The 25,102-nt window shown below is 58.6% G+C and carries 18 protein-coding genes; 16 read left to right on the forward strand and 2 right to left on the reverse strand.

Annotated features, from left to right (window positions below):
* The first annotated feature begins 404 nt into the window (after positions 1 to 404).
* The 11 genes from X265_RS37660 to X265_RS37705 all read left to right on the forward strand — a co-directional run bounded on the left by X265_RS37660 (position 405) and on the right by X265_RS37705 (position 14,926).
* Positions 405 to 2,087 (forward strand): FAD-dependent oxidoreductase, encoded by a 1,683-nt coding sequence (locus X265_RS37660; protein WP_164933585.1) that lies wholly within the window; start codon positions 405 to 407, stop codon positions 2,085 to 2,087.
* Complete coding sequence (locus tag X265_RS37665; RefSeq protein ID WP_128930000.1) at positions 2,084 to 2,965, forward strand: SDR family oxidoreductase; 882 nt, start codon at positions 2,084 to 2,086, stop codon at positions 2,963 to 2,965. The genes X265_RS37660 and X265_RS37665 overlap by 4 nt, the downstream gene beginning before the upstream one ends.
* 51 nt (positions 2,966 to 3,016) lie before the next feature.
* The gene (locus tag X265_RS37670) at positions 3,017 to 6,472 is read left to right on the forward strand and encodes an indolepyruvate ferredoxin oxidoreductase family protein (protein ID WP_164933586.1); all 3,456 of its coding nucleotides are present in this window, start codon (positions 3,017 to 3,019) and stop codon (positions 6,470 to 6,472) included.
* Positions 6,473 to 6,487: 15 nt separating this feature from the next.
* The gene (locus X265_RS42170; RefSeq protein WP_276575769.1) at positions 6,488 to 6,619 is read left to right on the forward strand and encodes a hypothetical protein; all 132 of its coding nucleotides are present in this window, start codon (positions 6,488 to 6,490) and stop codon (positions 6,617 to 6,619) included.
* 13 nt (positions 6,620 to 6,632) lie between these two features.
* Entirely contained in the window at positions 6,633 to 7,958 is a 1,326-nt protein-coding gene (locus X265_RS37675) for a carotenoid oxygenase family protein (RefSeq protein WP_206733113.1), read from the forward strand.
* A 311-nt stretch (positions 7,959 to 8,269) separates the two neighbouring features.
* Positions 8,270 to 8,902 carry a VOC family protein gene (locus X265_RS37680; protein ID WP_128930002.1) on the forward strand — a complete coding sequence of 211 codons (633 nt, stop codon included), beginning with the start codon at positions 8,270 to 8,272 and terminating at the stop codon, positions 8,900 to 8,902.
* A gap of 6 nt (positions 8,903 to 8,908) precedes the next feature.
* Complete coding sequence (locus tag X265_RS37685; protein ID WP_128930003.1) at positions 8,909 to 9,346, forward strand: nuclear transport factor 2 family protein; 438 nt, start codon at positions 8,909 to 8,911, stop codon at positions 9,344 to 9,346.
* A 25-nt stretch (positions 9,347 to 9,371) separates the two neighbouring features.
* Positions 9,372 to 10,643, forward strand: coding sequence for an MFS transporter (locus X265_RS37690; RefSeq protein ID WP_128930004.1), 1,272 nt, complete (start codon positions 9,372 to 9,374; stop codon positions 10,641 to 10,643).
* A 40-nt stretch (positions 10,644 to 10,683) separates the two neighbouring features.
* On the forward strand, positions 10,684 to 11,532 hold the full coding sequence (locus tag X265_RS37695) for a fumarylacetoacetate hydrolase family protein (RefSeq protein ID WP_128955136.1): 849 nt from the start codon (positions 10,684 to 10,686) through the stop codon (positions 11,530 to 11,532).
* A gap of 124 nt (positions 11,533 to 11,656) precedes the next feature.
* Complete coding sequence (locus X265_RS37700; protein ID WP_128930006.1) at positions 11,657 to 12,652, forward strand: quinone oxidoreductase family protein; 996 nt, start codon at positions 11,657 to 11,659, stop codon at positions 12,650 to 12,652.
* A 201-nt stretch (positions 12,653 to 12,853) separates the two neighbouring features.
* On the forward strand, positions 12,854 to 14,926 hold the full coding sequence (locus X265_RS37705) for a methyl-accepting chemotaxis protein (RefSeq protein ID WP_128930007.1): 2,073 nt from the start codon (positions 12,854 to 12,856) through the stop codon (positions 14,924 to 14,926).
* Positions 14,927 to 15,314: 388 nt separating this feature from the next.
* Here the strand turns inward: X265_RS37705 and X265_RS37710 are convergent, their stop codons facing one another.
* On the reverse strand, positions 15,315 to 15,962 hold the full coding sequence (locus X265_RS37710; protein WP_164938227.1) for a TetR/AcrR family transcriptional regulator: 648 nt from the start codon (positions 15,960 to 15,962) through the stop codon (positions 15,315 to 15,317).
* 170 nt (positions 15,963 to 16,132) lie between these two features.
* Between X265_RS37710 and X265_RS37715 the strand changes: the two genes are divergently transcribed.
* The 3 genes from X265_RS37715 (at position 16,133) to X265_RS37725 (ending at position 21,401) form a co-directional block, all read left to right on the forward strand.
* Positions 16,133 to 17,233, forward strand: a complete 1,101-nt coding sequence (locus tag X265_RS37715) for an efflux RND transporter periplasmic adaptor subunit (protein ID WP_164935433.1) — start codon at positions 16,133 to 16,135, stop codon at positions 17,231 to 17,233.
* Between the two features lie 137 nt (positions 17,234 to 17,370).
* A complete protein-coding gene (locus X265_RS37720; protein WP_128930010.1) occupies positions 17,371 to 18,306 on the forward strand; it encodes an efflux RND transporter periplasmic adaptor subunit in 936 nt (311 codons plus the stop codon).
* Positions 18,303 to 21,401: an efflux RND transporter permease subunit gene (locus X265_RS37725; RefSeq protein ID WP_128930011.1), complete on the forward strand. Its 3,099-nt coding sequence runs from the start codon at positions 18,303 to 18,305 to the stop codon at positions 21,399 to 21,401. The genes X265_RS37720 and X265_RS37725 overlap by 4 nt, the downstream gene beginning before the upstream one ends.
* A gap of 868 nt (positions 21,402 to 22,269) precedes the next feature.
* On the opposite strand, the gene X265_RS37730 is transcribed toward X265_RS37725, so the two are convergent.
* Complete coding sequence (locus tag X265_RS37730) at positions 22,270 to 22,512, reverse strand: hypothetical protein (protein WP_128930012.1); 243 nt, start codon at positions 22,510 to 22,512, stop codon at positions 22,270 to 22,272.
* Positions 22,513 to 22,570: 58 nt separating this feature from the next.
* On the opposite strand from X265_RS37730, the gene X265_RS37735 reads away from it, so the two are divergent.
* Together X265_RS37735 and X265_RS37740 are read left to right on the forward strand one after the other, a co-directional pair.
* Positions 22,571 to 22,948 (forward strand): hypothetical protein, encoded by a 378-nt coding sequence (locus X265_RS37735; RefSeq protein WP_128930013.1) that lies wholly within the window; start codon positions 22,571 to 22,573, stop codon positions 22,946 to 22,948.
* Between the two features lie 23 nt (positions 22,949 to 22,971).
* Entirely contained in the window at positions 22,972 to 23,694 is a 723-nt protein-coding gene (locus X265_RS37740) for an MFS transporter (protein WP_128930014.1), read from the forward strand.
* Positions 23,695 to 25,102: the final 1,408 nt, after the last annotated feature.

Genomic DNA, 25,102 nt, shown 5'->3' on the forward strand with positions numbered 1-25,102 from the left:
CACGCTCTTACGGAGCATTCAGTGACCTTGCCCTGACCCTGCATAGTCTGGAGGGCGAGCTTTTACCATCGGCAACATTTGACATATGCACATTCGCCTGTTACTCACATATGTAATATATGACATATGGAGGAAATCGATGCTTCCCGGCGTCGAATGCCCACTAAGCCCCGTTGCGCAGCCGGCGTTCGGGTTATTGCGAGGGCCTCTGAAGAATGAGTGGCATGCCCGCAGAGGGACGTTCCGGAGAGCAGCGCGCCCGGCCAATTCTCAAAAATGCAGGGCAGGGGCATGCCTCTTGGAAAGCCTCGGTCGCTGCCGAAACACCACCTCTAGCGCCGCAGCCCATTGACCGGTGCGGCCAGACGGTCTCCGGCGAGCAGTTCAATTCAGGAGGAATGTCCGTGGAAACGATCGATACGCCCGTCTTGATAGTCGGCGGAGGGCCGGTCGGCTTGTCGCTTGCAATCGATCTCGGTTGGCGCGGTGTCGAAGCGCTGCTCATAGAGCAGGAGCGGCCGACGGCCCGGATGGTTCATCCTCGCATGGACAATGTCGGCATTCGCACTATGGAATTCTGCCGACGCTGGGGAATTGTCGAGGCCATCGAAATGGCCGGGTTTCCTCGCGATCTGCCGGTCAGCATCGTCTATGCGACGGGGGTCCTCGGCCACGAACTGGCGCGCGATGTCTACCCTGATAAAGCGCACGCGGTCCCGCCACCGTTTAGCCCGCAAAAGCACGAGCTATGCCCTCAAAATTTTTTCGACCCCGTACTCCAGAACGCAGCTTCGAGCTACTCGACCAACCAGTTGCTGTATCAGCACCGCCTAGAGGAATTCGAGGACAAGGGCGACCACGTCATCGCTCACGTGCGCCCGCTGCTTGGTGGCGAACCACTATGCGTGCGTGCGCAGTACCTTGCCGCCTGCGATGGGGCAAGCAGCACAGTCGCACAGCGACTCTCGCTTGGTCCGACAAACAGCAAGGTATTGAGTTGTAGCACGAACATCTTCGTTCGGTGTCCGGCTCTGGCGCAGAAGACGCTCGCCCAACGGGCGTATCGGTACGTGTTAGTCGGGCCTGAGGGGGTTTGGGGAAGCTTCGTCAATATAGACGGGCGCGATACCTGGCGGCTTCAACTGCTCGGCGACGAGACCTGGCCCAATTGGAGCGAGGCGCAGATCAACACTTTTGTGCGACGAGGAATCGGAGCCGATGTTGACTACGAGGTGCTCTCTTGGTTGCCGTGGTCCCGTCGTGAGATCACTGCGCCGAAGTTCAGCTCCGGGCGCTGCTTCCTCGTCGGCGATTCGGCCCATCAGCTCTCTCCGACCGGCGGATACGGCATGAATACGGGCATTGCCGAGGCGGTTGATCTGTCATGGAAGATCGCAGCTGTGTTGGAGGGGTGGGGCGGCCCCACACTCCTGGAAAGCTACGACACAGAGCGGCGCCCGATCGCCATGCGCAACGTGTCGCAGGCGTCCGCGAACCTAGCCGCGATGCGCTCGGTTCCTCCAGAGCCGATGCTGCTCGACCAAGGCCCTGCGGGCGAGACGGCGCGGCGCGCAACAGGAGCCTATACCCAGCAGGCCATGCAGCGGGAATGGAGGTCGTTCGGAATTCATCTTGGGGCGGTCTATCGCAATTCGCCGATCGTCGTCGCTGAATCGTTCGAACGAGCCGAGCCCGATGTCGCGAACTTCGTGCAAGTAGCCGAGGCCGGCGGCCGCGCACCTCATGTTTGGCTCTCGCCGGGCCACTCCACGTTAGACTTATTCGGTCGTGGGTTCGTGCTGCTGGAGTTCGCATCGGAGGTGGGTGCTGCTGTGGGCGGTCTGACCCGTGCGGCGCACGCGGTTGGGCTGCCAATCCGTCATCAGCTCATCCCGGAGCCAAACACCATCGCCGTCTACGGGCGCCGCTACGCTTTGGTCCGCCCGGACGGACACATCAGCTGGATTGGGGACGCTATTCCTGAAGAGCCGGCGCGGCTCATTGATCGCATCCGCGGCGCGGGCGGCGTGCAGGGCACGTCGGCATTAAGAACGCTTCCCTTGAGCATGGGCAGCGTGGCCTCATGAGTCTGACCGGCAAAACCCTGTTCATTACCGGCGCAAGCCGAGGCATTGGGCTCGCCATTGCGCTGCGAGCCGCGCAAGACGGCGCCAACGTTGCAATTGCAGCCAAGACTGTCGAGGCGCACCGGCATCTTCCCGGCACGATCTATTCTGCCGCCGAAGCCATCGAGCGAGCTGGGGGCAGGGCGTTGCCGCTGGCCGTCGACGTCCGTGATGAATCCTCCGTCGAGGCCGGCGTTGCCCAAGCGGCAAAGACGTTCGGCGGCATCGACATTTGCATCAATAATGCATCAGCGATCCATCTGGCCGGCACCCTACAAACGGATATCCGGCGCTTCGACTTGATGGCTCAAGTCAACGCACGCGGGACCTTCATCACTACCAAGGCATGCCTTCCGCACCTGATGAAGGCAGCTAATCCGCATGTCTTGATGATATCTCCGCCGCTTGACATGACGCCCAAGTGGTTCGCGCCGCACACCGCCTACACCATGGCGAAGTTCGGCATGAGCATGTGCGTGCTCGGCATGAGCGCGGAATTTGCCGATCGCGGTATTGCTGTCAATGCTCTCTGGCCCCGAACCGCCATTGCGACGGCTGCCATCCAATTTGCATTGCTCGGAGAGAACGGAATGCGTCATTGCCGCAAGCCGGAGAGCATGGCCGACGCAGCCCATGCCATCCTCTCAAAGCCTGCGCGCGCCTTCACGGGCAACTTTCTGATTGACGACACGGTGCTCTATGACGAGGGGGTGCGCGAGTTTACGCATTATAGCGTGGATCCGGCGCTGCCTTTGATGGGAGACATGTTCGTTCCGGGCGACTTGCCGGCCCCACCCGGCGTGCAGATCAGCTCCGCTATCGATACCGCACGGAGCTAATGCCGGCGTGCCGGAAAGTCTTTTGCGCCAGCGCATCCAATGGAGTTGCGAATGAGTAATTCCTCTATCTCGCTCGATGATCGTTATTCCAAGCGCGGCGGAACAGTTCTCCTCGGCGGAGTGCAGGCGCTCGTCCGCCTGATGCTATTACAGGCCGAGCGAGATCGGATGAATGGCTTGTCGAGCGCGGGTTTCGTCAGCGGTTATCGGGGTTCACCCCTTGGTACGCTCGATGCCGCGTTTGCCTCTGCGAAGCGGCTAACGAGCGACCAAAAGATTGTGGTGCAGCCGGCGGTCAATGAAGAACTCGCGGCCACCGCCGTGGCCGGTACGCAGCAGATCCATCAATCACCCGGCGCCCGGGTCGATGGTGTTTTTGCGTTGTGGTACGGCAAGGGCCCTGGACTGGATCGCGCGGCGGACGCGATTAGGCACGGCAACTCGCAAGGTTCTTCGCCGAACGGCGGGGTGGTCGTCGCCGTGGGTGACGATCATCTGGCAAAATCCTCAACGGTCGCCTGCTACAGCGACGAGACTGTCGCCAGTCTCCTCCTCCCGCTGCTCTACCCGGCTGATCCCGGCGAGATCGTCAGCTATGGACTCCACGGCTTTGCCATGTCGCGGCTGACGGGATCTTGGGTTGCGCTAAAAGTGCTGACGGAAGTGGCCGACAGTACACGCACCGTGCCGGCCGCAGAATTAGGTAATTTGCCCGTTCGGCCCGACGTCACTGTGCCGGACATTGGCCTGCATAACCGCTGGCCTGACTTGCCGCTCGATCAGGAACGGCGGCAGCATGAATTCCGTTTGCCGGCTGCGCTTGCTTATGTCCGGGCAAACGGTCTCGATCGCGTCGCGGTGAGGCCTAAGGACGCGCGGGTCGGTTTCGTCGCGGCCGGCAAATCTTGGAATGATTTGCGCGAAGCACTCGACCTGCTGGGCCTTCACGATTCACGGCTGATCGAGCTCGGGCTGGCTCTCTACAAGCCGGCGATGATCTGGCCGCTAGAGCCTCAGGGCCTCACAGCCTTTGCCGAAGGCCTGCAGGAGCTCGTCATCGTGGAGGAGAAGGCGCCGCTGATCGAGCGCCAAGTAAAGTCTATACTCTACGGCCGGTCACAGGCTCCCTCGGTTTGGGGCAAATGTGGACCGGAGCAACACCCGATGTTTTCTGCAACGGGCGATCTAACGCCCGAGCAGATTGCTGTCCAGATCGCGGCGGTCATCGCAAGGATATCCGGTGATCAGGTCGTAGCAGCACGAGGCGAACGCTTGCGCCGGCACACGAACCAACGCGGATTTGCAGATGTGCCCGCATCCCGGCGTCCATTCTTCTGTTCCGGGTGTCCGCATAACCGGTCGACAGCCGTGCCAGATGGCAGTCGAGCTCTCGCTGGGATTGGCTGCCACGGTTTAGCCGCGCGCAATCGCCCTGACACGTTCAGCTATTCCCAGATGGGCGGCGAGGGAATCCACTGGCTCGGCCTCGCTCCGTTCACCGACGAATCGCATGTGTTTTCGAATATGGGCGATGGCACGTATTTCCATTCAGGCCTGCTCGCAATCCGCCAGGCGGTCTCTGCTAAGCTGAACATCACCTACAAGCTGCTCTACAACAGTGCTGTCGCGATGACAGGCGGTCAAGCAGTCGATGGCGACCTTTCCCTCGAGCGGCTTCTGCGCCAGCTCCGGGCCGAGGGCGTCAGCACAATAATTTTGGTCACCGATGATCTGGCGTCCTATCGTGAGCATGCCGAGGTCCACTCCCTGGCGGGAGAGGTGGTGGATCGCGACGAACTTGATGCCGTACAGCTCAAATTGCGAGCCCAACCGGGTGTAAGCATCATCGTATATGACCAGATGTGTGCTACCGAGCGCCGGCGGAAACGCAAACGTGGCCAACTGAAGGAAACCAGCCGCCGCGTCTTCATCAATCAGCTGGTCTGCGAAGGCTGCGGCGATTGCTCGATCAAGTCAAACTGCCTATCCGTGGAGCCGGTCGACACTCCACTAGGTACGAAGCGAAGAATCAATCAATCGAGCTGCAACACCGATCTCAGTTGCATTCGAGGCTTCTGTCCCAGTTTCGTAACTGTCGAGGGTGCCCGTGTGAACCGCGGGCCAAAACCGCAGCTTACGATCGACCAACCATTGCTGCCCCTGGTGAGCGCTGCGCCGCCGCAACACAGCCGCATTCTTCTTGCCGGCGTAGGTGGGACCGGAATCGTGACGACGAGCGCGGTGCTGGCAATGGCCGGACACCTGGCAGGTCGAGGGGCCGCGGTGCTGGACCAGATCGGAATGGCTCAGAAGGGCGGGGCGGTTACAAGTCACGTTCATCTTGGCGGCCCCATTCATGCTTTGCGGATTCCAGCGGAGCACTGTGACCTTCTCCTGGCTTGCGACCAGATCGTCGGCAATGCATCGGACGTGATGGCATCTCTCAACCGAGGGCGGAGCCGCGTCCTCGCCAATGCTGACGTGTCCATCACTGGAGATTTCGTCACTAATCGTCAGGCCGTCGTGAATTCGAGTTTGCTGACGAGACGGCTGAGCACACAAGTTGAACCGGAACATTTCGCGGTGTTTCCCTTCACGGCTTTGGCACAATCTTTGTTCGGCGATTCGATCGCCGCCAATTTCATGATGATCGGGTGCGCTTATCAGAAAGGCTGGCTTGGCCTTAACCTTGAGGACCTCCACCAGGCGATCGAACTCAATGGCGCCGCCAAGGAGGCAAATCTCGCTGCGCTTGAGTGGGGGCGTCGGTTAGCTTCCGACCCTCAATTCGTCTTTGTTGCAGCAGGCCTGGCCGAAAAGACTGAGCAGCGCACCCCTGAGGCGGAGATCCAAGATCTTACGACATTTCTTCGCAACTATCAGAGCAATGACTACAGCCAGCGTTTCCTTGATGTCATCAACCACATCCGTGAGGCGGAGACTAAGGTTCATACTGGCCATTCGCTAACGCTGGCTGCTGCGCGATCCCTGTTCAAGCTGATGGCCTACAAGGATGAGTACGAGGTTGCCAGACTCTATACGAGCGGAGAGTTCGAGCGGGCAGTCCGATCTCAGTTTGATAGCTTCGCAAAGCTGTCAATCTATCTTGCACCGCCTTTTCTGTCTCGCCGCGACAAGACAACGGGAGAGCCGCGCAAGATCCGGTTCGGAGCTTGGATCTTGCCCGTCTTCAGAATCTTGGCGGCCTTGAAGATCTTGCGCGGAACACCCTTCGACGTCTTCGGAAGGAGCGCCGAGCGCCGCACCGAGCGTGCTCTGATCGCCGAATTCATCGATGCCTTGAACCGCTTACCCCGTCGATTGTCAGCGGCATCGCTTCCACAGGCTGTCGCCATTGCTGAGCTACCGCTCGAGGTGCGTGGCTTCGGCCACGTGAAGCAAAAGGCGATCGAATTGTTCCGGCGGCGCCTTGGGGAGGCGCTCGCAGGTTACGAAAATGCGGCGCCTCACTTGGACGCTAGCGCGCGCACTACGCTAAAGGCATGAAAACCGAGGTGACAAATGACGAAGCGTTTCCCTGACGATCCGATTTATCATGGCTTCGACGCTCCTGGCCGTGTAGAGGCACACGTGTTCGATCTTGACGTTGAAGGACGCATTCCAACCGATCTCGACGGCACCTTTTTCGTGTAGCTCCCGAACCACAATGGCCGCCGAGCTTGGCCGTGACATCTTTTTTAACGGCGATGGCATGGTTGGCGCCTTCCGTTTCAAGGATGGTCATGTCGACTTTACGTCGAAATATGTCCTGACCGACAAGTTCGTTGCGGAGCGGGCGGCGCGCCGCGCCCTCTACGGCGCCTACCGCAATCCGTTCACTGACGATCCATCGGTTGCCGGTACTATCCGAAGCACGGCCAATACCAACGTCGTCGTTCACCATGGGCTGTTGCTCGCGCTGAAGGAGGACGGACCGCCGGTCGCGATGCGGCCAGATACGCTTGAAACGATCGGTAACTACCGTTTTGACGGAAAGATGACCAGTCAGACATTTACGGCTCACCCCAAGATCGATCCGACCAATGGCGAGCTGATTGGCTTTGGTTATGCCGCCAAGGGTGTGACGACCACCGATATCGCCTATTACGTCATCGATCGCGGCGGACACGTGGTGCATGAAGCTTGGTTTAATGCGCCGCGGGCAGCGATGATACACGACTTCGCCGTGACGGAAAACTATGTCGTCTTTCCCGTGAGCTCGCTGACGTCGGACATCGAACGCCTGAAGCAGGGCGAACCGGCCTTTGCCTGGCAGCCGAATGTGGACCAAATCTATGGGGTTCTGCCCCGCCGCGGCAGCGGAAAAGATATTCGTTGGTTTACAGTGCCGACGAACGGCTTCCAGGGCCACACCATCAATGCATGGGACGAAGGACACAAAGTCTATCTCGACCTGCCCGTCGTCAATGACAACGTGTTCTGGTTCTTCCCAGAATATAGTGGGCACGTGCCTGATCCCCGGTCCCTGCGTCAAGCCATGACGAGATGGACATTTGATCTATCTAGCAACAGCCCCGTTCCTCAGGCCGAGATCTTTACCCAAACGATGGGCGAGTTCCCCCATGTGGACGAGCGTTACGCCACGCGGCCCTATCGTCATGCCTTTCTCGCCCTTATCGACCCCTTCGCTCCGTATGACGCGGATCGCTGTGGCCCGCCCTCGGTCAACGCTTTCCTCAACGGCCTCGCTCACCTGGATATAGCGACCGGAAAGAGCGAGCGCTGGCTACCCGGTCCCACCTCGTCTGTCCAAGAACCGGTGTTTGCTCCCCGATCCCCTAATGCGCCGGAGGGAGACGGCTACGTCATTGCGCTCGTCAACAGGCTCGACGAAAGGCGGAGCGGCCTCGTCATCTTGGACACTCAACATTTTGCAGATGGCCCGGTCGCAGTCGCTCACTTACCGCTGCGGCTACGCAACGGCTTGCACGGCAACTCGGTGCCTTCAAGCGAGCTCACTGCACCAAACTGACACGGCTCCACTACGGACAGCAACCAGCTGACCTCAGCCACAGGCAACCACAAGAGGATGTAACATCTCTTGTGGTGACCTGCCTGTGGCTGATTTCGCTCGTGAGGCGACCGTCGCGCCAGGGACGGCGATCTTGGACGGCCTTGCATGTTGCCGCTTCAGCATGACGGGCGTTTGATCATTCACGAACAAGCGCCCGCGCTCAACTCCAGACAAATGCTGCATGGCGCCATATGTAATAGTTGACATATCGTCGAGCCCTGATAACCTAGAACTATAAGTCAAAAGTGTCATATGAGGAATCTGTCCCCATGAGCGTCCAATCGCTACCCGCCGACCTGCACAAGGCAACCTCCGCGCTGCCTTCGCCGCGCGTTTCGGAGATCGTTCTGCAAACTGCACAGTACGAGCTGATGCGCGACTGGTACTCATCTGTGCTGGGATTGAGCTGGAGCATCACAAATCCTGGCGGTGCCCCGGAAAACCGGCGCCGTTTCGCCGGCTCGCCCAAACAGACCCGAGCTAGCGACGTGCGATCCTGTTTCATGTTCTTGGACCGCTCGCCGGTTCATGGGCAGGTCCTGGCGCTATTCGAGCTGCCAGAGCTATCCGACTCGCCCAGCCGCGATCCCGGCTTGAATCACTTTCAATTTCGTCACGCAAATCTGGCGGCGCTGCTGGATCGCGTGGAATTGTTGCTCGGCGCTGGTCTGCAAGCCCACCGCGCTTCCAACCACGGTCCAGTGACAAGCTATTATTTCTCAGATCCAGACCAGAACGTCGTTGAGCTTTGCTGCAACAATTTTGACGACGCCGAGAAACTCAAGGCCTTCATCGACTCTGACGCTTTCAAGAACAATCCCTCTGGCATTGATGTCGACCCGAAGGATTTCTTGGCGCGCTTCCGCGCCGGCGAGCCATTAGACCAGCTGCTTAAGATCTGAGGGCCCATGCAGCGGGATAGGCTAGAACGAGCGGCGGATATCCTCGAGGCTCAAGCGACGGTCTTGAGCTTCATGGAGCATTTTGACTATGGCAATGCCGAGGCCGCTGCAGGGCTCTTCACAGAAGATGGTGTCTGGCACCGCGGCGATGGCCTTGTACGCGGCAAGGGCATGCTTGTTGATCTTATCAATCGCCGCGATCGCAACCTGGTCGTCCGACACCTGATCTCCAACATCAGATCGGAATGGCTGAACGAAGATCGCATTCTTATTCACGCGTACGTAACTCTGCTCAGCCAGCGCAGTGAGACCACTCCTCAACAGTTTCCTCTGCCATTTGATGGCGTAGCAGGATTTGGCCGTTACGAAGACGAGCTGCATCGGAGCGACGGGCGCTGGTTGATCGCAAGAAAGAAAACGGTGACCGAACTCAAGAAAAAATAAAACATGAGCTGAAAAGGGGAGGAAGATGATGACGAGCGTTAATACGCCTGCGCTGCCGGCCGTTGGCGACCTGTCGCCGCAGGTTCAGCTACGTGGAATAGAGGCAACAAAGGTCGTGCTCGGTTCCGGAATTGGCATGTTGACCAATTTCGGGCCGATCGTAATCTATACTTTCGGAACATTCCTGCTGCCAATTGTCAACGATACGGGCTGGTCGAGGGCCAGCGTGGCTGCCGCTCTTGCGCCAGCTGCTCTCTGCTCCGGCTTCTCGCAGCCAATCGTCGGGTGGCTGGTCGACCGATATGGGCCGCGCGTCTTTGCAGGCTTTTCTTTCGCTTTGTTTGCGCTCGGCCTGATTGCACTCGGTCAACTTCCACGTGATCCCTTAAGTTTTGCAATCTTTATGGGCCTGCTCGGACTCCTTGGCGCGGGGCAAGGGATCACGGCTTTCACCTACATAGTCACTCGGACTTTTTCGACCTTTCGTGGGTTTGCGCTCGGCATCATTAATGCAGCCTCGGCCGCCGGCATCATGTTAATGCCCGCGATCGCCACCTTTTCCATTGCAGAATACGGCTGGCGCAACAGCTACGCAGCGATCGGCGCTGGGGTCGCAATCCTTGGCGCAGTAGCCGTCATCTGGCTCATTCCCGGCAAGGAGCGCTTTCAGAAGTCCGCCGCTTCCGCGCAATCCTCCAAGCTTGTCTTCGGTGAGCTTTTGTCTGCTCCAATTTTTTGGATGCTTGCGTTGGCATTCCTACTGATGACGCTCGCCATTCAAGGTATGATTGTCCACATGACACCGTTGTTGATCGATCGCGGCTTTCGGCCCGTCGATGCGGCGGCTGTGATGGCGACATACGGCATGACGATGCTGGTAGCCCGCTTCTTGCTCGGGTCCATGCTTGATCGATGGTCTCCACGGTTGGTAGCGGTCGTTGGTTGCCTCGGTCCTGTGGCTGCCGGACTGCTGTTGGTCTCGACACGGCAGACTTCTATGGTTTATTTGGCCGCAGCTCTTCTTGCGCTTGGAGCGGGAGCAGAGTCGGATCTCATCCCATACACTGTCGCACGGCAATTCGGCGTTGCCCAGCTGGGGCAAAAGATCGGGCTGTTTATCGTCGTGTTCGCCATTGGCGTAGCCATTGGCCCGCTGATGTTTTCCGCGGTTCAAGCCTTGCGGGGAAACTACGACATCGCGCTCATCGCCAGTAGCGCCCTGATGCTGGCGGCGTCAGTCATCTTTGCTTTGATCCCATCCGCCTCGTTAAGCCAAAACGGCGAAAAGAGCGGCTGAGTCAGCCTTCATCAGCGCCTCAAAAAAAGAAGGTATCTCAATGAAAGTAGCTCGATTTGCTCGGAATGGCTCGGTCAGCATCGGCCTTGTGAAGGGCGACGGCATCATCTCCCTGTCGCCGTTTGATAAAGGCCTATCTGATATCGATGAAGTAGTGGCTGCGGAAGGCTGGGCTCGCGCAGAAAAGCTTATGACACGCGAGCCTGACCTGAAGATTGGTGACGTTGAGTTTCTTCCTCCCCTGTCTGCTAGGGCCAGGGTGTTCTGCGTTGGCTTCAACTATAAAGCTCACGTAGACGAGACCGGAAACGAGGCGCCTGCTTACCCGACTTTTTTCCAGCGAACGCACGAGAGCTTCGTTGGGAATCGCCAGCTGCTGCTTCGGCCTAAAGTGTCTGAGCGCCTCGATTACGAGGGGGAGCTTGCTCTCATCATCGGCCGGACGTGCCACAGAGTGGAGGAGGGAAGGGCGCTCGACTACGTCGGCGGGTACACCTGTCTAAACGAGGGCAGTGTCCGAGATTACCAAAAACACTCTGCCACTGGCATGACGGGCAAGAATTTCGATTCGAGCGGATCCATAGGACCCTGGATCGTGGCGGCGACTGACGTCCCGCATCCGGACCGCCTCGCGCTTTCCACGCGCTTAAACGGCGAGGTGGTTCAACAGGCATCGACGAGCCAGCTGATCTATGGGTTACCGCGGCTTATAAGCTATCTGTCCAGTGTTCTCAGGCTCCTGCCAGGCGATATCATCGCGACCGGTACTCCAGCAGGAGTTGGGTCGCGTCGCGTTCCGCCGCGTTGGCTGCGCGCTGGCGACCGGGTCGAGGTGGAGATCTCAGGCGTCGGAATTTTGGAAAACGCGGTGATCGACGAACCGACGTGAAAGCTCGCCCGAAAGCGGCCGCTTAAAACCTTCCCGATAGGCGGACCCAACAATCTGCTTTCAACAACGGCCCGCGGTTAAGCGCGCCAATACGACCTTACCAATTCAGCGCACGGAGGTGTTCATGCCCGCAGCCATGATGAAAGCTGTTCAAGTCGAAAAGCCGGGAGGACCCGAGGTCCTCAAATACATCGATCTGCCAATTCCCACACCGGCGGCTGGGCAAGTCCTCATTCGGACCGACACCATCGGGGTCGGGAAATACGATGCGCTGGTCAGGACTGGACGCTACCCGTGGCCCGTGGAGTATCCGGAGGTGCCGGGGATCAGTGTAACCGGCTATGTTGAGCGGGTGGGAGATGGTGTTGAAGGCTTCTCCCCGGGCCAGCCCGTTCTCGCATGGAAGTTTTCTCGCCGATGTTACGCCGAATATGTCGCCTGCGATGTCCACGAGATCACGAAGCTGCCTGAAGGCATAGACATTGAGGGCGCGGTCGCAATTCCCGACTATCAGGTCGCATGGGGCATGTTGAATGACGCTGCAGATCTGCGCCGGGTAAAGGTCGCCTCCATCAACGGAGCTACTGGCGGCGTCGGCTGCGCCATGATCGATCTTTGCCGCGCTGCTGGGATACAGCTGATAGCTGTCTGCCGGGCCCCGAACAAGGCAGCGTTCGCCTTGGAGCGGGGTGCAAGCTATGCGATCGACAGCAGCTCTGAAGCGGTTGGTGCCCGGATCTTGGATATCACCAAAGGTACGGGCGTCGACTTGATGTTCGACCAATTGGTCGGTCCGGATTTCCGCGACAACATCAAGCTCGTTGCTCCCTTGGGACAGATCGTCACGTTCAATGCGCTGTCGGGACTTCCATCGTCCGACCTATTCGCGGACTTGCGCAAGAACATGGACCGCAGCATCTCAGTGCGTGCTTATAGCGTTCACGTCTACGATCCATTTCCTCAAGAGCGCGTACGGATTGCGTCAGAGGTCTTCAAACTCGTGGAAGCAAGAGCCATCAATCCGTCCGTGACGGTGCGATTGCCGCTTAGGGAGGCTGTGCAAGCGCATCGAATGCTTGATGGCCGGGAAGTTATGGGCAAGCTGGTGTTAAAGCCGTAGCGAGGGATGCATCACCGCACACCCGAGACGCCGTGATTCGCCGCCTTCCATTTCCTGTCGATGGCAAGGAGATGCGGCGCAATCGACGACACGACAATTCTATACATAGGCATACCGCCACCAAGATGCGTCCCGGACTTAATGATGAATTAGCGAGAGCGCGATAGGTTCTCGGAAACTTATGCGAAATGTGGGGTACGCATGCGAATCGGAAAGCTCTTTGCGCTGTCGATGCTGACGGTGACCACGTTTGCGGTTATTCTCGGCGCCGAGGTTCTGCTTCCGCAGACGCGCATCTTCGTTAGTCGCTCCGAATCCATCAAAATGGTCGAGGCTTTCGGCGCGGTGCTGATGGTCAGTCAACACCTGGCGGGCCTTCGTACACCCTACATCACGATCTTTCAGGAAACGCCCGCCACGCCGACCCAGATCGAAGCGATGGGCAAGGCGTCGAGCGCCGCCGATGCGGCCTTCGACCTGGCCCGCAACAGTTTGCTGGCCCTTGATGGTGGCGAACCGATGATCCAAAGCCTGGACCGTACCGGGCGCCGTTTCAAGGATGTTCATGCGGCGGCCGATCGGGCCGTGCGCGTATCCCTCGGATCGCGCGATAGTGCGGTGGTCAAAGAACTCCTTCCCACTGTTGCCGAGATGATCGGCGCGATCGAGCCGATCCTGAATCGGCTGGAGGGGCAGGTGGTCAGCGCCGATTCTTCACTTGCAACGCTGCTGAGCCTGGCGCGAACCGCGCAGGATTTGCGGGTGACCGCCGGCAGCCACGCCTCGCCACTGTCGCCGGCCTTGAGCGCCTCGCGTCCGCTCACTCCCGCTGAATTTGCGCTGATGGATCGTATGCAGGGCCGCTTAGATGCCGACCGAGAACGCATCGAGGGCACGATCGACCAGCTCGGCAATCCGCCCCGCCTTGCCACGGCCATGAAAGCGGCCGTCGAAGCCTATTTCGGAAAGGCGATTCCGGTCGTCGAGAAGGAAATGCCGGCGGCCAGAGGCGACGGCAAATACAGTCTCAGTCCCTCCGACATGGCCAAGGTCATTGTGCCCGCTATCCAGATGTTCTTCGGCGTCCGCGATGCCGCCTTGGCCGAAGCTGCCGAGCGCGCCTCGGCGGTCCGTGACGGCGCGCTGGGGATGCTGGTGCTTGCAGGAGTTGCAGTGCTGGCCCTGCTCGGTACGCTCGCTGGCGTGACCATAATGCTGCGCCGACGCGTGGTGACGCCGCTAGGCCAGCTTGCGGAGGTGATCGGCACTCTTGCGGCCGGAAACCATGACGTCGAGATCCCATCGACCGGCCGGAATGATGAAGTCGGCCAAGTTGCCGGCTCGCTACAGCATTTCAAAGACAAGCTAGTCGCCCAAAAGGCTGCCGACGCCGCGGCCGCCAGCGAAGCCGAGGGCAAACTCAAACGCGGCCAACGCTTGGACCAGATTGCGCGCGAATTCGAGGCCATGATCGGCGATGTGATCAGGACCGTTTCGTCCGCCTCCGCGGCGTTGGAAGCGTCGGCCGGTATGCTGACTAGCACGGCCGAGCAATCCAAACAGATCACGGCTGCCGTGGCTGGCTCCTCCGAACAAGCTTCGACCAACGTGCAGACCGTGGCGGCGGCCGCCGAGGAGATGTCGTCGTCCGTCGACGAGATTGGTCGCCAAGTGCAAGATTCAGCCCGCATTGCTGGCGAAGCGGTGCTGCAGGCGGGACGGACCAACGAGCATGTCGCCGAACTCGCCAAGGCGGCCCGTCGGATCGGCGACGTAGTCGAACTCATTAGCCAGATCGCAAGCCAAACCAACCTATTGGCCCTCAACGCCACTATAGAAGCGGCACGCGCCGGGGAGGCCGGCCGCGGGTTCGCGGTGGTGGCGTCGGAGGTCAAGGCTCTGGCCGAGCAGACGGCCAAAGCAACCGACGAAATCGGTCAGCAGATAACAGGCATTCAGAGCGCAACCCAGGACTCGGTCGGCGCGATCAAGTCGATCGGAGACACCATCGGCCGCATGTCAGAAATCGCCTCCACGATCGCGGCGGCGGTTGAGGAGCAGGGCGCGGCAACGCGCGAAATCTCCCGCAACGTGCAGCAGGCGGCGCATGGTACCCGACAGGTTTCGGCCAGCATCGTTGATGTACAGAGGGGCGCCAGCGAGACCGAAACGGCGTCATTCAACGTGCTCGCCGCCGCGAAGTCACTGTCCGGCGAAAGCAACCGGCTAGAGACCGAGGTCGCCACATTCCTGGAAGCGATCCGCGCAGCCTAACGGGCCTAACACGGATCACCTGTCCTCGCCGGAACTCTCCGGGCTGAACGTCTCATTGCTCGTCTTGAACGGGCACTCACCACAAGGTCACCTGGACACACCGTCGATAGTCATGTCGGGATAGCACTCAATATGTTTGCCTCGAGTTCGTTGCGGAAACCCCGCAGACTCTGATCGTCCGCTGGATAACAATTGAGTGACAGGTCAGCACCCACACTAGTCACGACCGCCGCCTCACAAACTTTGCTGGCGGTGCAGCTGTGAGCCGTGTCGTGGAAACGTTGCGATCACGACGTGGCTGGGCAGCCTCCTACTTCCTTTTGGTAAACTCAGGCGGCGACGACATTCTCTTTTTCGCCCGTCGATCGGCTACTAATTCAGCAGCCTGCTAGGCGTTTTCGGGACACATCACTGCGCTAATGACGGCGATCAGCTCCTTGCGGAATTGCTTGTCGTCTTTAGCAACCGGCGCAAATCGCGCGATGAATTGCCGGTTAGCCATGGACATCGACATCGCGCCGAGGGCGGCAAAGAATCGCAAGTTCGGATCGACTTTCCGGCTGTTGCCACTCCGATTGACTGCTGCGATCAAGGGTACCAAGGTTTCTCGGAGTGGCTTAGTTAGGGCATTGTGAAAGAACTCAAATCGCTCGCTCTGGTCGATCCCGGCAACCTCGTTGATGACAAATCGCGCAAATTGCGGCTTACGCTGGCCCACATTGATCAATTGTTCAATCGTAAGCTCTAGGCGCTCCCTCGAAGACACTTCTGCCCCATCCGATCGCACGGATGCGAGCAGAGCCATCGCCTCCCCCGAAAACGACTCGATTACGGCCTTCCATAGTTCGAGTTTTGATCCGTAGTGGTAAGAGATCAGGGCGACATCAACTTTCGCGGCAGCAGCGATTGAGCGGAGGTTTGCCTTTTCGAAACCGTGCTCGGCAAATGCGTCGAGCGCTGCATCGAGAAGGTTGTCGGCCTCTAGTTCTGAGCCCTTCCGTGGTCGACCGCGCGTTCTCACGGCTTTTCGAGACATCCCTCCTCCTCCATCGACCATTCCGACCTCTTGACGTTTAGAACGATGCAACTAAATATTCAACGCCTGTTGAATATTACGCCTTGGAGTTCTTTGGCGGGGCGCTCAGACAACTTGAAACTTTGAGTTAAATCAGCATGTTGCAAATGCCCAGCGAAGAAGGGGACCTAATGCCGCGGCTGGCCAACAGGGCGCAATTCCGCACGTCGCTCGCGCTCGTCGCGACCGTGCTTACAGCGTTCCCGAACTCGATGGCGCGAGCGGGTGACAAGTCTTCGGCGCTGTTGCGCGTGACCGTCGCCACCGCCCGCCGGCAACACATCACGCCAGACCTTCCCCTCACTGGGACGATCCAGGCTCGCATCCTTTCGAACATTGCATTTCAGACCAGTGGACGAGTTGTCCGTCGCGACGTCGAGGTTGGGCAGTATGTCAAAGCAGGTCAAACTCTCGCGCATCTTGAACGGACCGAGCAGCAGACCGATGTTACCAGTGCTGAAGCAGCGCTGAATGCTGCGAATGCGCAGTTGCTGGAAGCCCAACGAAATTTCGAGCGACAACAGTCTCTGCTTAGCAGTGGCTCTACCACACGTGAGCGATTCGATCAGGCGTTAGCCACGCTTCGAACAGATGAGGCGCAGGTCAACAGCGCACAAGCTGCCCTGAATACGGCACGCGAGCGGCTAACCTACACGGAATTGAAGGCAGGACGGGACGGCATCATTGTCTCACGTAGTATCGAAGTCGGCCAGGTTGTGCAGGCCGGACAGACGGCTTTCGCCCTTGCCGAGGATGGCCCGCGGGATGCGGTATTCCAAGTTCCCGAGATTCTTGTCACCAATCCGCCAAACGACAGGACTGTCGACATCACCTCGCAATCGATGCCGAATGTAACTGTTGCCGGCTCTGTGCGCGAGATCTCGCCGATTTTGGATCAGGCCACCGGCACCGTTACGCTCAAGGTCGCGGTCGAACGAGCGCCGGCCGATTTGACACTCGGTTCGGCCGTCGTCGGTAGAGCCCGTTGGGAGTTATCGCCTGCCTTTGTCATTCCATCGAGCGCGCTGTTTGCAGCCAACGGTAAGCCCGCAGTCTGGATATTGGATAGCGAGAACAAGGCCCGGCTTCGCGGGGTCGTCGTGCAGGAATATCTCACTGGAGCGGTCGCGTTGGCCGCCGGATTGGAAGAAGGCGAGCGTGTCGTAACTTCCAGCGTACAACTGCTGTATCCAGGGAAGGTTGTCGCGGTCGCCTACGGAGCCGAGCCATGACGTCGCCCGCACCCACGGTCTTGCGGCTGCTACTTTTCGCCTGCGCCGCGGCGCTTTCCGGGTGCGAGGAGAAGAGCCTCGAATCGCCCGTCATTCGTCCCGTGCTCACCATGGTTGTGCAACCGGCCTCGTAGAGGATCGACACCTTCACCGGAACGGTGCAGCCTCGGTACCAGGCCGAGCTTGGCTTTCAAACAATGGGGCGAATGAGCTCGCGCGACGTCAATGTGGGAGATCTCGTTGCCAAGGGGCAAAGACTCGGGTCCCTTGATTCGACCGTCGCGCAGCTCGCGATCGTCTCAAGCCAGGCCGATCTGGCCAACGCTCGAGCGGTCCTTGCCAATGCCGAGGCCACTCTGGAACGAAAGCACAAACTGTTCAGCACGGGCAGCGGGACACAGGCGGACCTCGATGCGGCAACAGCAGCCCAGCAGAGCGCCCAATCACGCGCCACGCAAGCTGAGGCGAGTCTGCAGAAGGCGACCGAACAACTCGGCTACACGACCCTAAACAGCAGCTATGACGGTGTCGTCGTCTCCTGGTCCACGGAAATCGGCCAGGTCGTCTCGGTAGGCCAGACGGTTGTCACCATCGCTCGCCCAACTTTTCGCGACGGTGTGTTCGACATACCGGACGACCGAATTGGCCAATTCATCGAAGGTTCATCCTCTCGGGCATCGCTCCTCGTCCAGGATAGCATCGCAGCCAAGGCGGTCGTCCGTGAGATCGCGCCGCAGTCGGACTCCTCGACCAGAACTCGGCGCATTCGGTTCACCATCGAAGATCCACCTGAAGCGTTTCGGCTGGGAACCACGATCCGCCTCGCGGCTGCACAGGAGGGCCAAATGGAGATTCCGGTTAGTGCTCTTTTGAAAATCGAAGGTCAGGACGCCGTCTGGATCGTGGGAGCAAACAAGAGGGCTCTAGCACGTCCTGTGATGCTCGGCGCCCACAGGGGAGACCGCGTGGCAGTTACATCCGGCTTGTCGATTGGCGATCGCGTCATCACTGCCGGCGTGCATTCCCTCTCCGAAGGACAACTCGTCAAACTTTTGCAAGAGAATCAGTCGTGACCTCCTTCAATCTATCTGAATGGGCCCTAAAGCATCGCTCGTTCGTTTGGTTCCTGATGATAGCGTCCGCGATAGCGGGCCTGCTCGCCTACCGCAGCCTCGGTCGCGAGGAAGATCCTCCGTTCACCATCAAGACTATGGTGATCCAGCAACAATGGCCCGGCGCGACGGTTGACGACATGCTCAATCAAGTGACCGACCGGATTGAAAAGGAGGTGAAACAGATCGGCGCGGTCGACTACGTCAAGAGCTACACGACGCCCGGTCAGACCACGATTTTGGTCAATCTGAAGGACACCACCAAGCCAAAGGACGTGCCGTGGCTATTCTATGAGGTCCGCAAACATGTTCAGGACATCCAGTACACCCTGCCTTCAGGCGTAGGCGCAGCCTCCTTCAACGACGAATTTGGCGATGTCTTCGGCAACATCTACGCGTTTACGTCCGACGGACTCAGCCCACGGCAATTGCGCGACTATGTCGAGCGGGTGCGCTCGGAACTTCTCACCGTGCCAAGCATCGGCAAGATCACGGTGATCGGAGCACAAGATGAGGTCATCTATCTCGACATCTCCACGCGCAAGCTGGCGGCACTCGGTCTTAATATGCAGTCGCTCATCAAGACACTGCAAAATCAAAACACAGTGCAGCCGTCAGGCGTCGTACAAGCGGGCCCAGAACAAGTTTCGCTGCGCGTAAGCGGTCAATTCGCTTCGGAAGAGGCCCTTCGAAGCACCAACCTGCGCATCGACAACCGCTTCCTTCCGCTTAGCGACGTCGCGACCATCACCCGTGGATATCGCGATCCACCCGATCCGCTATTTCGTGTCGATGGAAAGCCTGCGATCGGGCTCGGCATCGCGATGATGGCCTCTAGCAATGTGCTTCAATTTGGTGAGGCGCTGAGAGCAAAGATGCGCGACATCTTGGCCACGCTTCCGGTAGGCGTCGAACTCCACCTGGTTTCCGATCAGCCGAAGATAGTTGAGCAGGCAGTCGGCGGCTTCACCGAAGCGCTCGTTGAGGCCATAGCCATCGTGTTGGTGGTAAGCCTGATCAGTCTTGGAGTGAGGGCAGGGCTGGTGGTCTCGTTCTCAATTCCGCTCGTGCTGGCGGTCGTGTTCGTCATCATGCAGTATTTTGGAGTAACGCTGCAGCGCATTTCCCTAGGTGCGCTGATCATCGCGCTTGGACTGCTCGTCGATGATGCAATGATAACAGTCGAGATGATGGTGCACCGCCTTGAGCGCGGGGACAATCTCTATAACGCAGTGACCTTTGCTTACACCTCGACCGCATTTCCGATGCTAACCGGAACCCTGGTAACTGTCGCAGGCTTTATCCCGATTGGGTTCAACGGCTCATCGGCTGGCGAATACACCTACACTCTGTTCCTCGTAATCGCAGCATCGCTACTAACCAGCTGGGTGGTAGCCGTTCTGTTCGCTCCACTGATCGGCGTCATGGTCCTTCCAAAAACCATGAAACATCACGACCATATCGGTGTCGGCCGGCTATCCCGCTACTTTGTCGTTCTACTGGAGGCCGCGATGCGCTTCCGCTGGGTCACAATCGGCGGAAGCCTCGGTCTGCTCGCGGTGGCAATCGTCGGTATGGGATTTGTGCAGCAGCAGTTCTTCCCGTCGTCAGACCGGTCCGAGCTGCTCGTCGACTTGACGCTTCCGCAGGGCAGCACGATCCTTGAGACCAAGAAGCAGATCGACCAGTTCGAAAAAGGGCTGGCCTCCGATCCTGACGTCGAAAGCTGGAGCTCTTATGTTGGGCAAGGTGCGATCCGCTTCTATCTGCCACTCGACCAGCAGATGGCCTTTAACTATTTCGGCCAGGTGGTCGTCGTAGCCAAGTCACTTGAAGCTCGCAATCGGATCGAAAGCAGATTGCGAAAGACCGCGGCCGATCAATTCATCGGGATCGACGTCTTCATCCACCCGCTCGACCTTGGACCTCCGGTTGGACGTCCGCTGCAATACCGCCTCAGCGGGCCGGACATCCAGCAATTGCGCGCCAAGGCACTGGAGATCGCCAAAATCATGAGCGACAACCCGCATCTTGACCCTCCGACATTTGATTGGAACGAGCCAGGCAAGGTCGTTCAAGTCGAAATAGCGCAAGACAAGGCGAGGCAGCTCGGGCTCGACTCCGTCGATGTTGCCTCGATACTGAACGGCCTTGTCGGCGGGACGTCCATTACACAGATGCGCGATAGCATTTATCAGGTCAACATCGTTGGGCGCGCCGCAAACGACGAACGCAGCCGAATCGAAACGCTGCAGTCGTTGCAGATCCCGACTGGCAATGGACAGGTGGTCCCGTTGCTCTCGTTCGCAACACTTCGCTATGACCTGGAGCAGCCCATTATTTGGCGACGCGACCGTGTCCCAACAATCACGATTCGAGGCACCATCCACGATGGCACGCAACCGGCAACTGTCGTCCAACAGCTTGCGCCGGCTATCGAGACCTTCGCCGCGAACCTGCCGGCGTCGATGAAGATCGCAACCGGAGGCGCCGTCGAGGAGAGCTCAAAGGGTCAGGGTCCAATCGTTGCGGTCGTGCCTGTGATGCTGCTTGCGATGGCGTTCTTCATTATGGTCCAGCTGCAAAGCTTTGCGAAGCTGTTCCTTGTCGTAAGCGTGGCTCCCCTCGGCTTGATCGGCGTTGTGTTCGCTCTCCTCGTATCCGGAAAACCGATGGGTTTTGTCGCGATTCTCGGTACGTTAGCCCTTATCGGGATCATCATTCGCAATTCGATTATCTTGATGGCGCAGATCGACGAAATGCTTGACGAGGGTCACGATCAATGGTCGGCAGTCGTGCTGGCAACACAGCATCGCATGCGGCCAATCCTGCTGACGGCCGCCGCAGCAAGCCTCGGCATGCTTCCGATCGCGCCGCAGGTCTTCTGGGGTCCTATGGCGCTATCGATGATCGGTGGCATCATGGCTGCGACCTTCCTGACTCTCTTTTTCTTGCCGGCGCTTTACATCGCCTGGTTCCGTGTAGAAGCCCCACTAAAGGACTCTTCTTCGCGCCAGGAGGAGCCCAGCAGGCTCGCCAGGGCCAGCTCACCATAGGGAAGCCCGAGCGCGATGCCACAAGGCCTTTGGCGTCCTGCTTGGTAACCGCCACGCTCCGCGCCGGTTTGTACCGGGAGTTCGTGATGCCTTTCCCTGCACCGGATCCGACCGTAGAGCTCTTCGGGCTTGGCGATCCGGTGCACGACGATCGGCGATTGCCGGCAGCGTCGCACGACGTTCACCGCGCTTTCACAATCCACGAGCGTCGTGAAATGATGTCACCGCCGTAGCTGTCGAGCTACCGAGTGATGGTCCTTAGGAGAATCAAACAATCGATCGCGAGACCGAGCACCAGAACGACGTTAAAAAAGCTCGCCACATCATCGTCCTGAATGTCTCTCCCGTAGCGTCCACGGCTATCGAAAGCGCAGCGCCACTGAATTGATCAGGAGCGTGGCACATTGGTCTCGTCTCAGAATGCCGGTGACGCGTCGAACTCGGCCCAGCTACAGTCGACGTGGCTCGGACGTGCGTTTCCGACCGTGCTTATGAAAGCGCACGGCGCAACATGGGTATGGTCGAGAACAAGACCACTGCTAGCAATGTCGTAGACCTTCTTATCAGGTCTGCTCTCCTGCCAGACGTTGTCGAATGCGACGACATCAGCCGTCCCAATCGGCGTATTCTCGTGGGCACAACAAAAGCCCCAAGCTTCAAATCTGGCGCTCTTTGCGGTTCTGCATAGTTGCCGGCCACGCGCATCCATACGTCAGATTTGACATATATGTTCATGCCTGCTAGCCAGTAAGTAATAAATGACATATGGAGGAAGGCCGTGAATTGCCGCTCGGGGGTGGACGCACCTGACCTGTTCGGAATGACGTCCGAACTCTGCACCAAACGCTCTGACCGGTGCTGGGTATCCTCAATTGCTGATCAACGGTGAAGCCATTTTCGCAAGCAGCTGCGCTTTGTGCAGATGCCATTGGTAATTGGCCGCGATGGCTAGTTGAAGCAACGGGCAATCGTCCCGTCTAGAGCTCTCATCCATGATGCTCTCGATGGATAGCAAAGCACTCTGTGAGGCGCGCGCCGGCAGCTCAAGAGTTTCGATGGCAGTGGGGAGCGAGCGTCGCGGCTCTCCATAGCTGTCGGATGCCTTCATCATGCCTGCATCGGTGCGGAGCTGCAATTCACGAGGGCCGACTATCATACGGGAGGAAAAAATGGCGCAGATTAACTCGTTGGGGTCAAAGATTTCATTAGTGACAGGGCACATGGCTGGGATGATAGACCAGCCCGCACTTCCGATTTGGGTCGGTGTTCTGATCTCGGAATATGCGTTTTCACCGGCGCGAGCGGGGGCGCTTCCGACCCTCTTTCTAGGAGCCATGGTCTTTGCAAGCGTTACACTATCGCCATTCTTCCATCGCGCTCCGGGGCGCTGGATGCCGACGCTGGGCTTCGGCATCAGTGCCGGGACCTTCTATGTGATGGCCGGCTTCACCGAATTTAGCATTCTGGCAGTTGGCCACTTCGTCGCTGGATTGGCGACAGGAGTCGCACGGATAACCCACATCGTGTCTTTGCAATGGGGGGGTTAACGCTTGGAGTCTTCGCGGTAATATTGCTCGGCGCATCGGCGACTCTCATCACGAAATTCGGTCCACCAGCCATCTTTGAGGTCTTTGCCGCAGTTACGGCCGTGGCAGCCGCAATAGCGACTTTCTTCTTTCCCTCTGCTTCCATCAGCGAAGACCTCGTCAGGGATGCCGCTGGATTCACACGCCCTGTGTGGTTCATTATCACTGGAATCGTCCTGATGTCGCTCGTCCAGGCAATGATATTCAGTTTCCTACAACCGATGGGCACCGATCGCGGACTGTCGCCTGTCCAGATCCAAAGCGTTCTGGTCACGTTAGGTCTGGTGGCTATGACACCGACCCTGCTCGCCGCGTTTCTCCAAAAGCGGCTTCCGCCGATGCGGGTCGCGATGACTGGAACCCTGCTGCAGGGAGCGGTAGCTGTCCTAATCTCTTGCTCTAGCGGTTTCTTGCCGTATGCGGTCGGAGCGGTCGTTTTCCCGTTCATAATGTTGTTCACGCATACTTTTGTCTTCGGGCATCTCGCGCGCCTTGATCTCACCGGGCGCGCGGTTGCTGCGACCCCAGCCATGTTGGTCGGCAACATGATTGGACCGCTCCTGGGCGGGACATTGGTCCAGACGACTGGCTATCTTGGTCTCGGGTCGGCGGCAGCGGCCGTCGATCTCATTGCTCTCTGCTGCTTCATTGCTGCATCACAGAGAGCCACATCCGCTATCCAGCCGTTGCCGCAGCTAAACCAGTAGGCAGATCTCTTGGCTTGCCGGAGCCTGACGAGAGCCAACGCTACGCGCGGATTCGAAATGCTGAAAGACGTTGAGATGCCGATCTAGTTTCTGCGAGCAGCCAAGTTCTCATTCGCTTTTATCCAATTCGACGCAACCCCTTTGGCAAATTCCCCAGGTGCCTGGCACCGGTGCGAGCGAGAGATGTCGAAAGAGGTATAGGGGCCGGGCTCAAAGAGGCCTCTCCGCCAATACGTTCTCGCGGGGACGCTCTCTCGCCGCTGTTACGCCGAATAGGGTGATTGCGTCAGGCACAATCACGACCCTTTCCGCGACATGCACATAAGGCGCAGTCGCCATGATCGCTTTTGCCGAGAGGGCGGCATTCAGCTGATAATGATCCGCCGGCTCCGGAGACGGCATGGTTCGAATTGGAGCAGGGTTGCGAGCTTTGCTATCGACAACAACATCTCGGATGTCAGTCTCGGTTCTTCGAGTTGACCAAAGGTGTGAGCATTAATCTGATGTTTGACCATTTCGTTGTTCGGTTTTCGCGACGACACTCGCTGGTCGCATCGTTAAGTCAGATATTAACGTTCAACACAAGTCCGGACGTTCTTTCCTCGGAGCTGCGCAAGAACATCGACGGAGGCACCTCCGTCTAAGCTCGCATGAAGTGCGAAGTCTACGATCCTTTCGCCGAATAAAGTGACCGCATCGCCAGGGAAGTCTCATCGCCTAGGCGGCCATCGCGCCATCCGTGATCACGTCGATGCCGACTAAGGTTCGATAGGGCAATCGTGGTAACTTCTTCCTACCTTCTTGTTTGCCGCTACTGCTCGGCGGTTGCCACGGCGAATTCTTCGCGTTCATACCTTTCAATCAGGCAATCGGCGAGCGCGGTACACACCTCGCCGCCCCGCATTCGGGAATTCCGCTTTGCTGAGCAGAAACAGAAAAACATAAGGTTGGTCCACCGGCAGGTAATATGTAAGGATTGCCATATGCGATAACCTGATGTATTCTTACTATAAGTCAAAACTGACATATAGGAGGATCCGTCCGATGGGCTTAGTCCGCCTGTTCGAGCAGTCGAAGGCTCCGTCAGGCTCAAGTCGGAGCGTCCGGATTGTGTGTGCTGGTCTTAAGGATCAGCCAACATTTGGTTCGCTTGACCGAGTAGCTCATTTCGAGCGACGTCCCGATTGGTCGCCTGTTTCCGCGCGCTTTCGATTTTTCTCACTCAAGTCGATGCACAGCCGCCGGCAAGCTCCTCCCGCAGCTTGCGCAGGGCCCCGGCACGAGTTGTCGCGGCACCGCATTTTGCAAGAGCGCCGCCTAGGTGCTCAATCGCCTTTGCAAAATCAGTTTGAAGTTCGTGTCTGCGCTACTGGTTGCGCGCATTGGGGAAACGCCGGTCGACTCCCTG

This window comes from Bradyrhizobium guangdongense (genome assembly GCF_004114975.1).
In the GTDB taxonomy this organism is placed as follows: Bacteria; Pseudomonadota; Alphaproteobacteria; order Rhizobiales; family Xanthobacteraceae; genus Bradyrhizobium; species Bradyrhizobium guangdongense.

Bases quoted from the DNA above. Each gene is read 5' to 3' on its own strand.
- X265_RS37665 (WP_128930000.1), top strand. From the start codon at position 2,084: ATGAGTCTGACCGGCAAAACCCTGTTCATTACCGGCGCAAGCCGAGGC.
- X265_RS37670 (WP_164933586.1), top strand. From the start codon at position 3,017: ATGAGTAATTCCTCTATCTCGCTCGATGATCGTTATTCCAAGCGCGGC.
- X265_RS42170 (WP_276575769.1), top strand. From the start codon at position 6,488: ATGACGAAGCGTTTCCCTGACGATCCGATTTATCATGGCTTCGACGCT.
- X265_RS37675 (WP_206733113.1), top strand. From the start codon at position 6,633: ATGGCCGCCGAGCTTGGCCGTGACATCTTTTTTAACGGCGATGGCATG.
- X265_RS37680 (WP_128930002.1), top strand. From the start codon at position 8,270: ATGAGCGTCCAATCGCTACCCGCCGACCTGCACAAGGCAACCTCCGCG.
- X265_RS37685 (WP_128930003.1), top strand. From the start codon at position 8,909: ATGCAGCGGGATAGGCTAGAACGAGCGGCGGATATCCTCGAGGCTCAA.
- X265_RS37690 (WP_128930004.1), top strand. From the start codon at position 9,372: ATGATGACGAGCGTTAATACGCCTGCGCTGCCGGCCGTTGGCGACCTG.
- X265_RS37695 (WP_128955136.1), top strand. From the start codon at position 10,684: ATGAAAGTAGCTCGATTTGCTCGGAATGGCTCGGTCAGCATCGGCCTT.
- X265_RS37700 (WP_128930006.1), top strand. From the start codon at position 11,657: ATGCCCGCAGCCATGATGAAAGCTGTTCAAGTCGAAAAGCCGGGAGGA.
- X265_RS37705 (WP_128930007.1), top strand. From the start codon at position 12,854: ATGCGAATCGGAAAGCTCTTTGCGCTGTCGATGCTGACGGTGACCACG.
- X265_RS37710 (WP_164938227.1), bottom strand. From the start codon at position 15,962: ATGTCTCGAAAAGCCGTGAGAACGCGCGGTCGACCACGGAAGGGCTCA.
- X265_RS37715 (WP_164935433.1), top strand. From the start codon at position 16,133: ATGCCGCGGCTGGCCAACAGGGCGCAATTCCGCACGTCGCTCGCGCTC.
- X265_RS37730 (WP_128930012.1), bottom strand. From the start codon at position 22,512: ATGATGAAGGCATCCGACAGCTATGGAGAGCCGCGACGCTCGCTCCCC.
- X265_RS37735 (WP_128930013.1), top strand. From the start codon at position 22,571: ATGGCGCAGATTAACTCGTTGGGGTCAAAGATTTCATTAGTGACAGGG.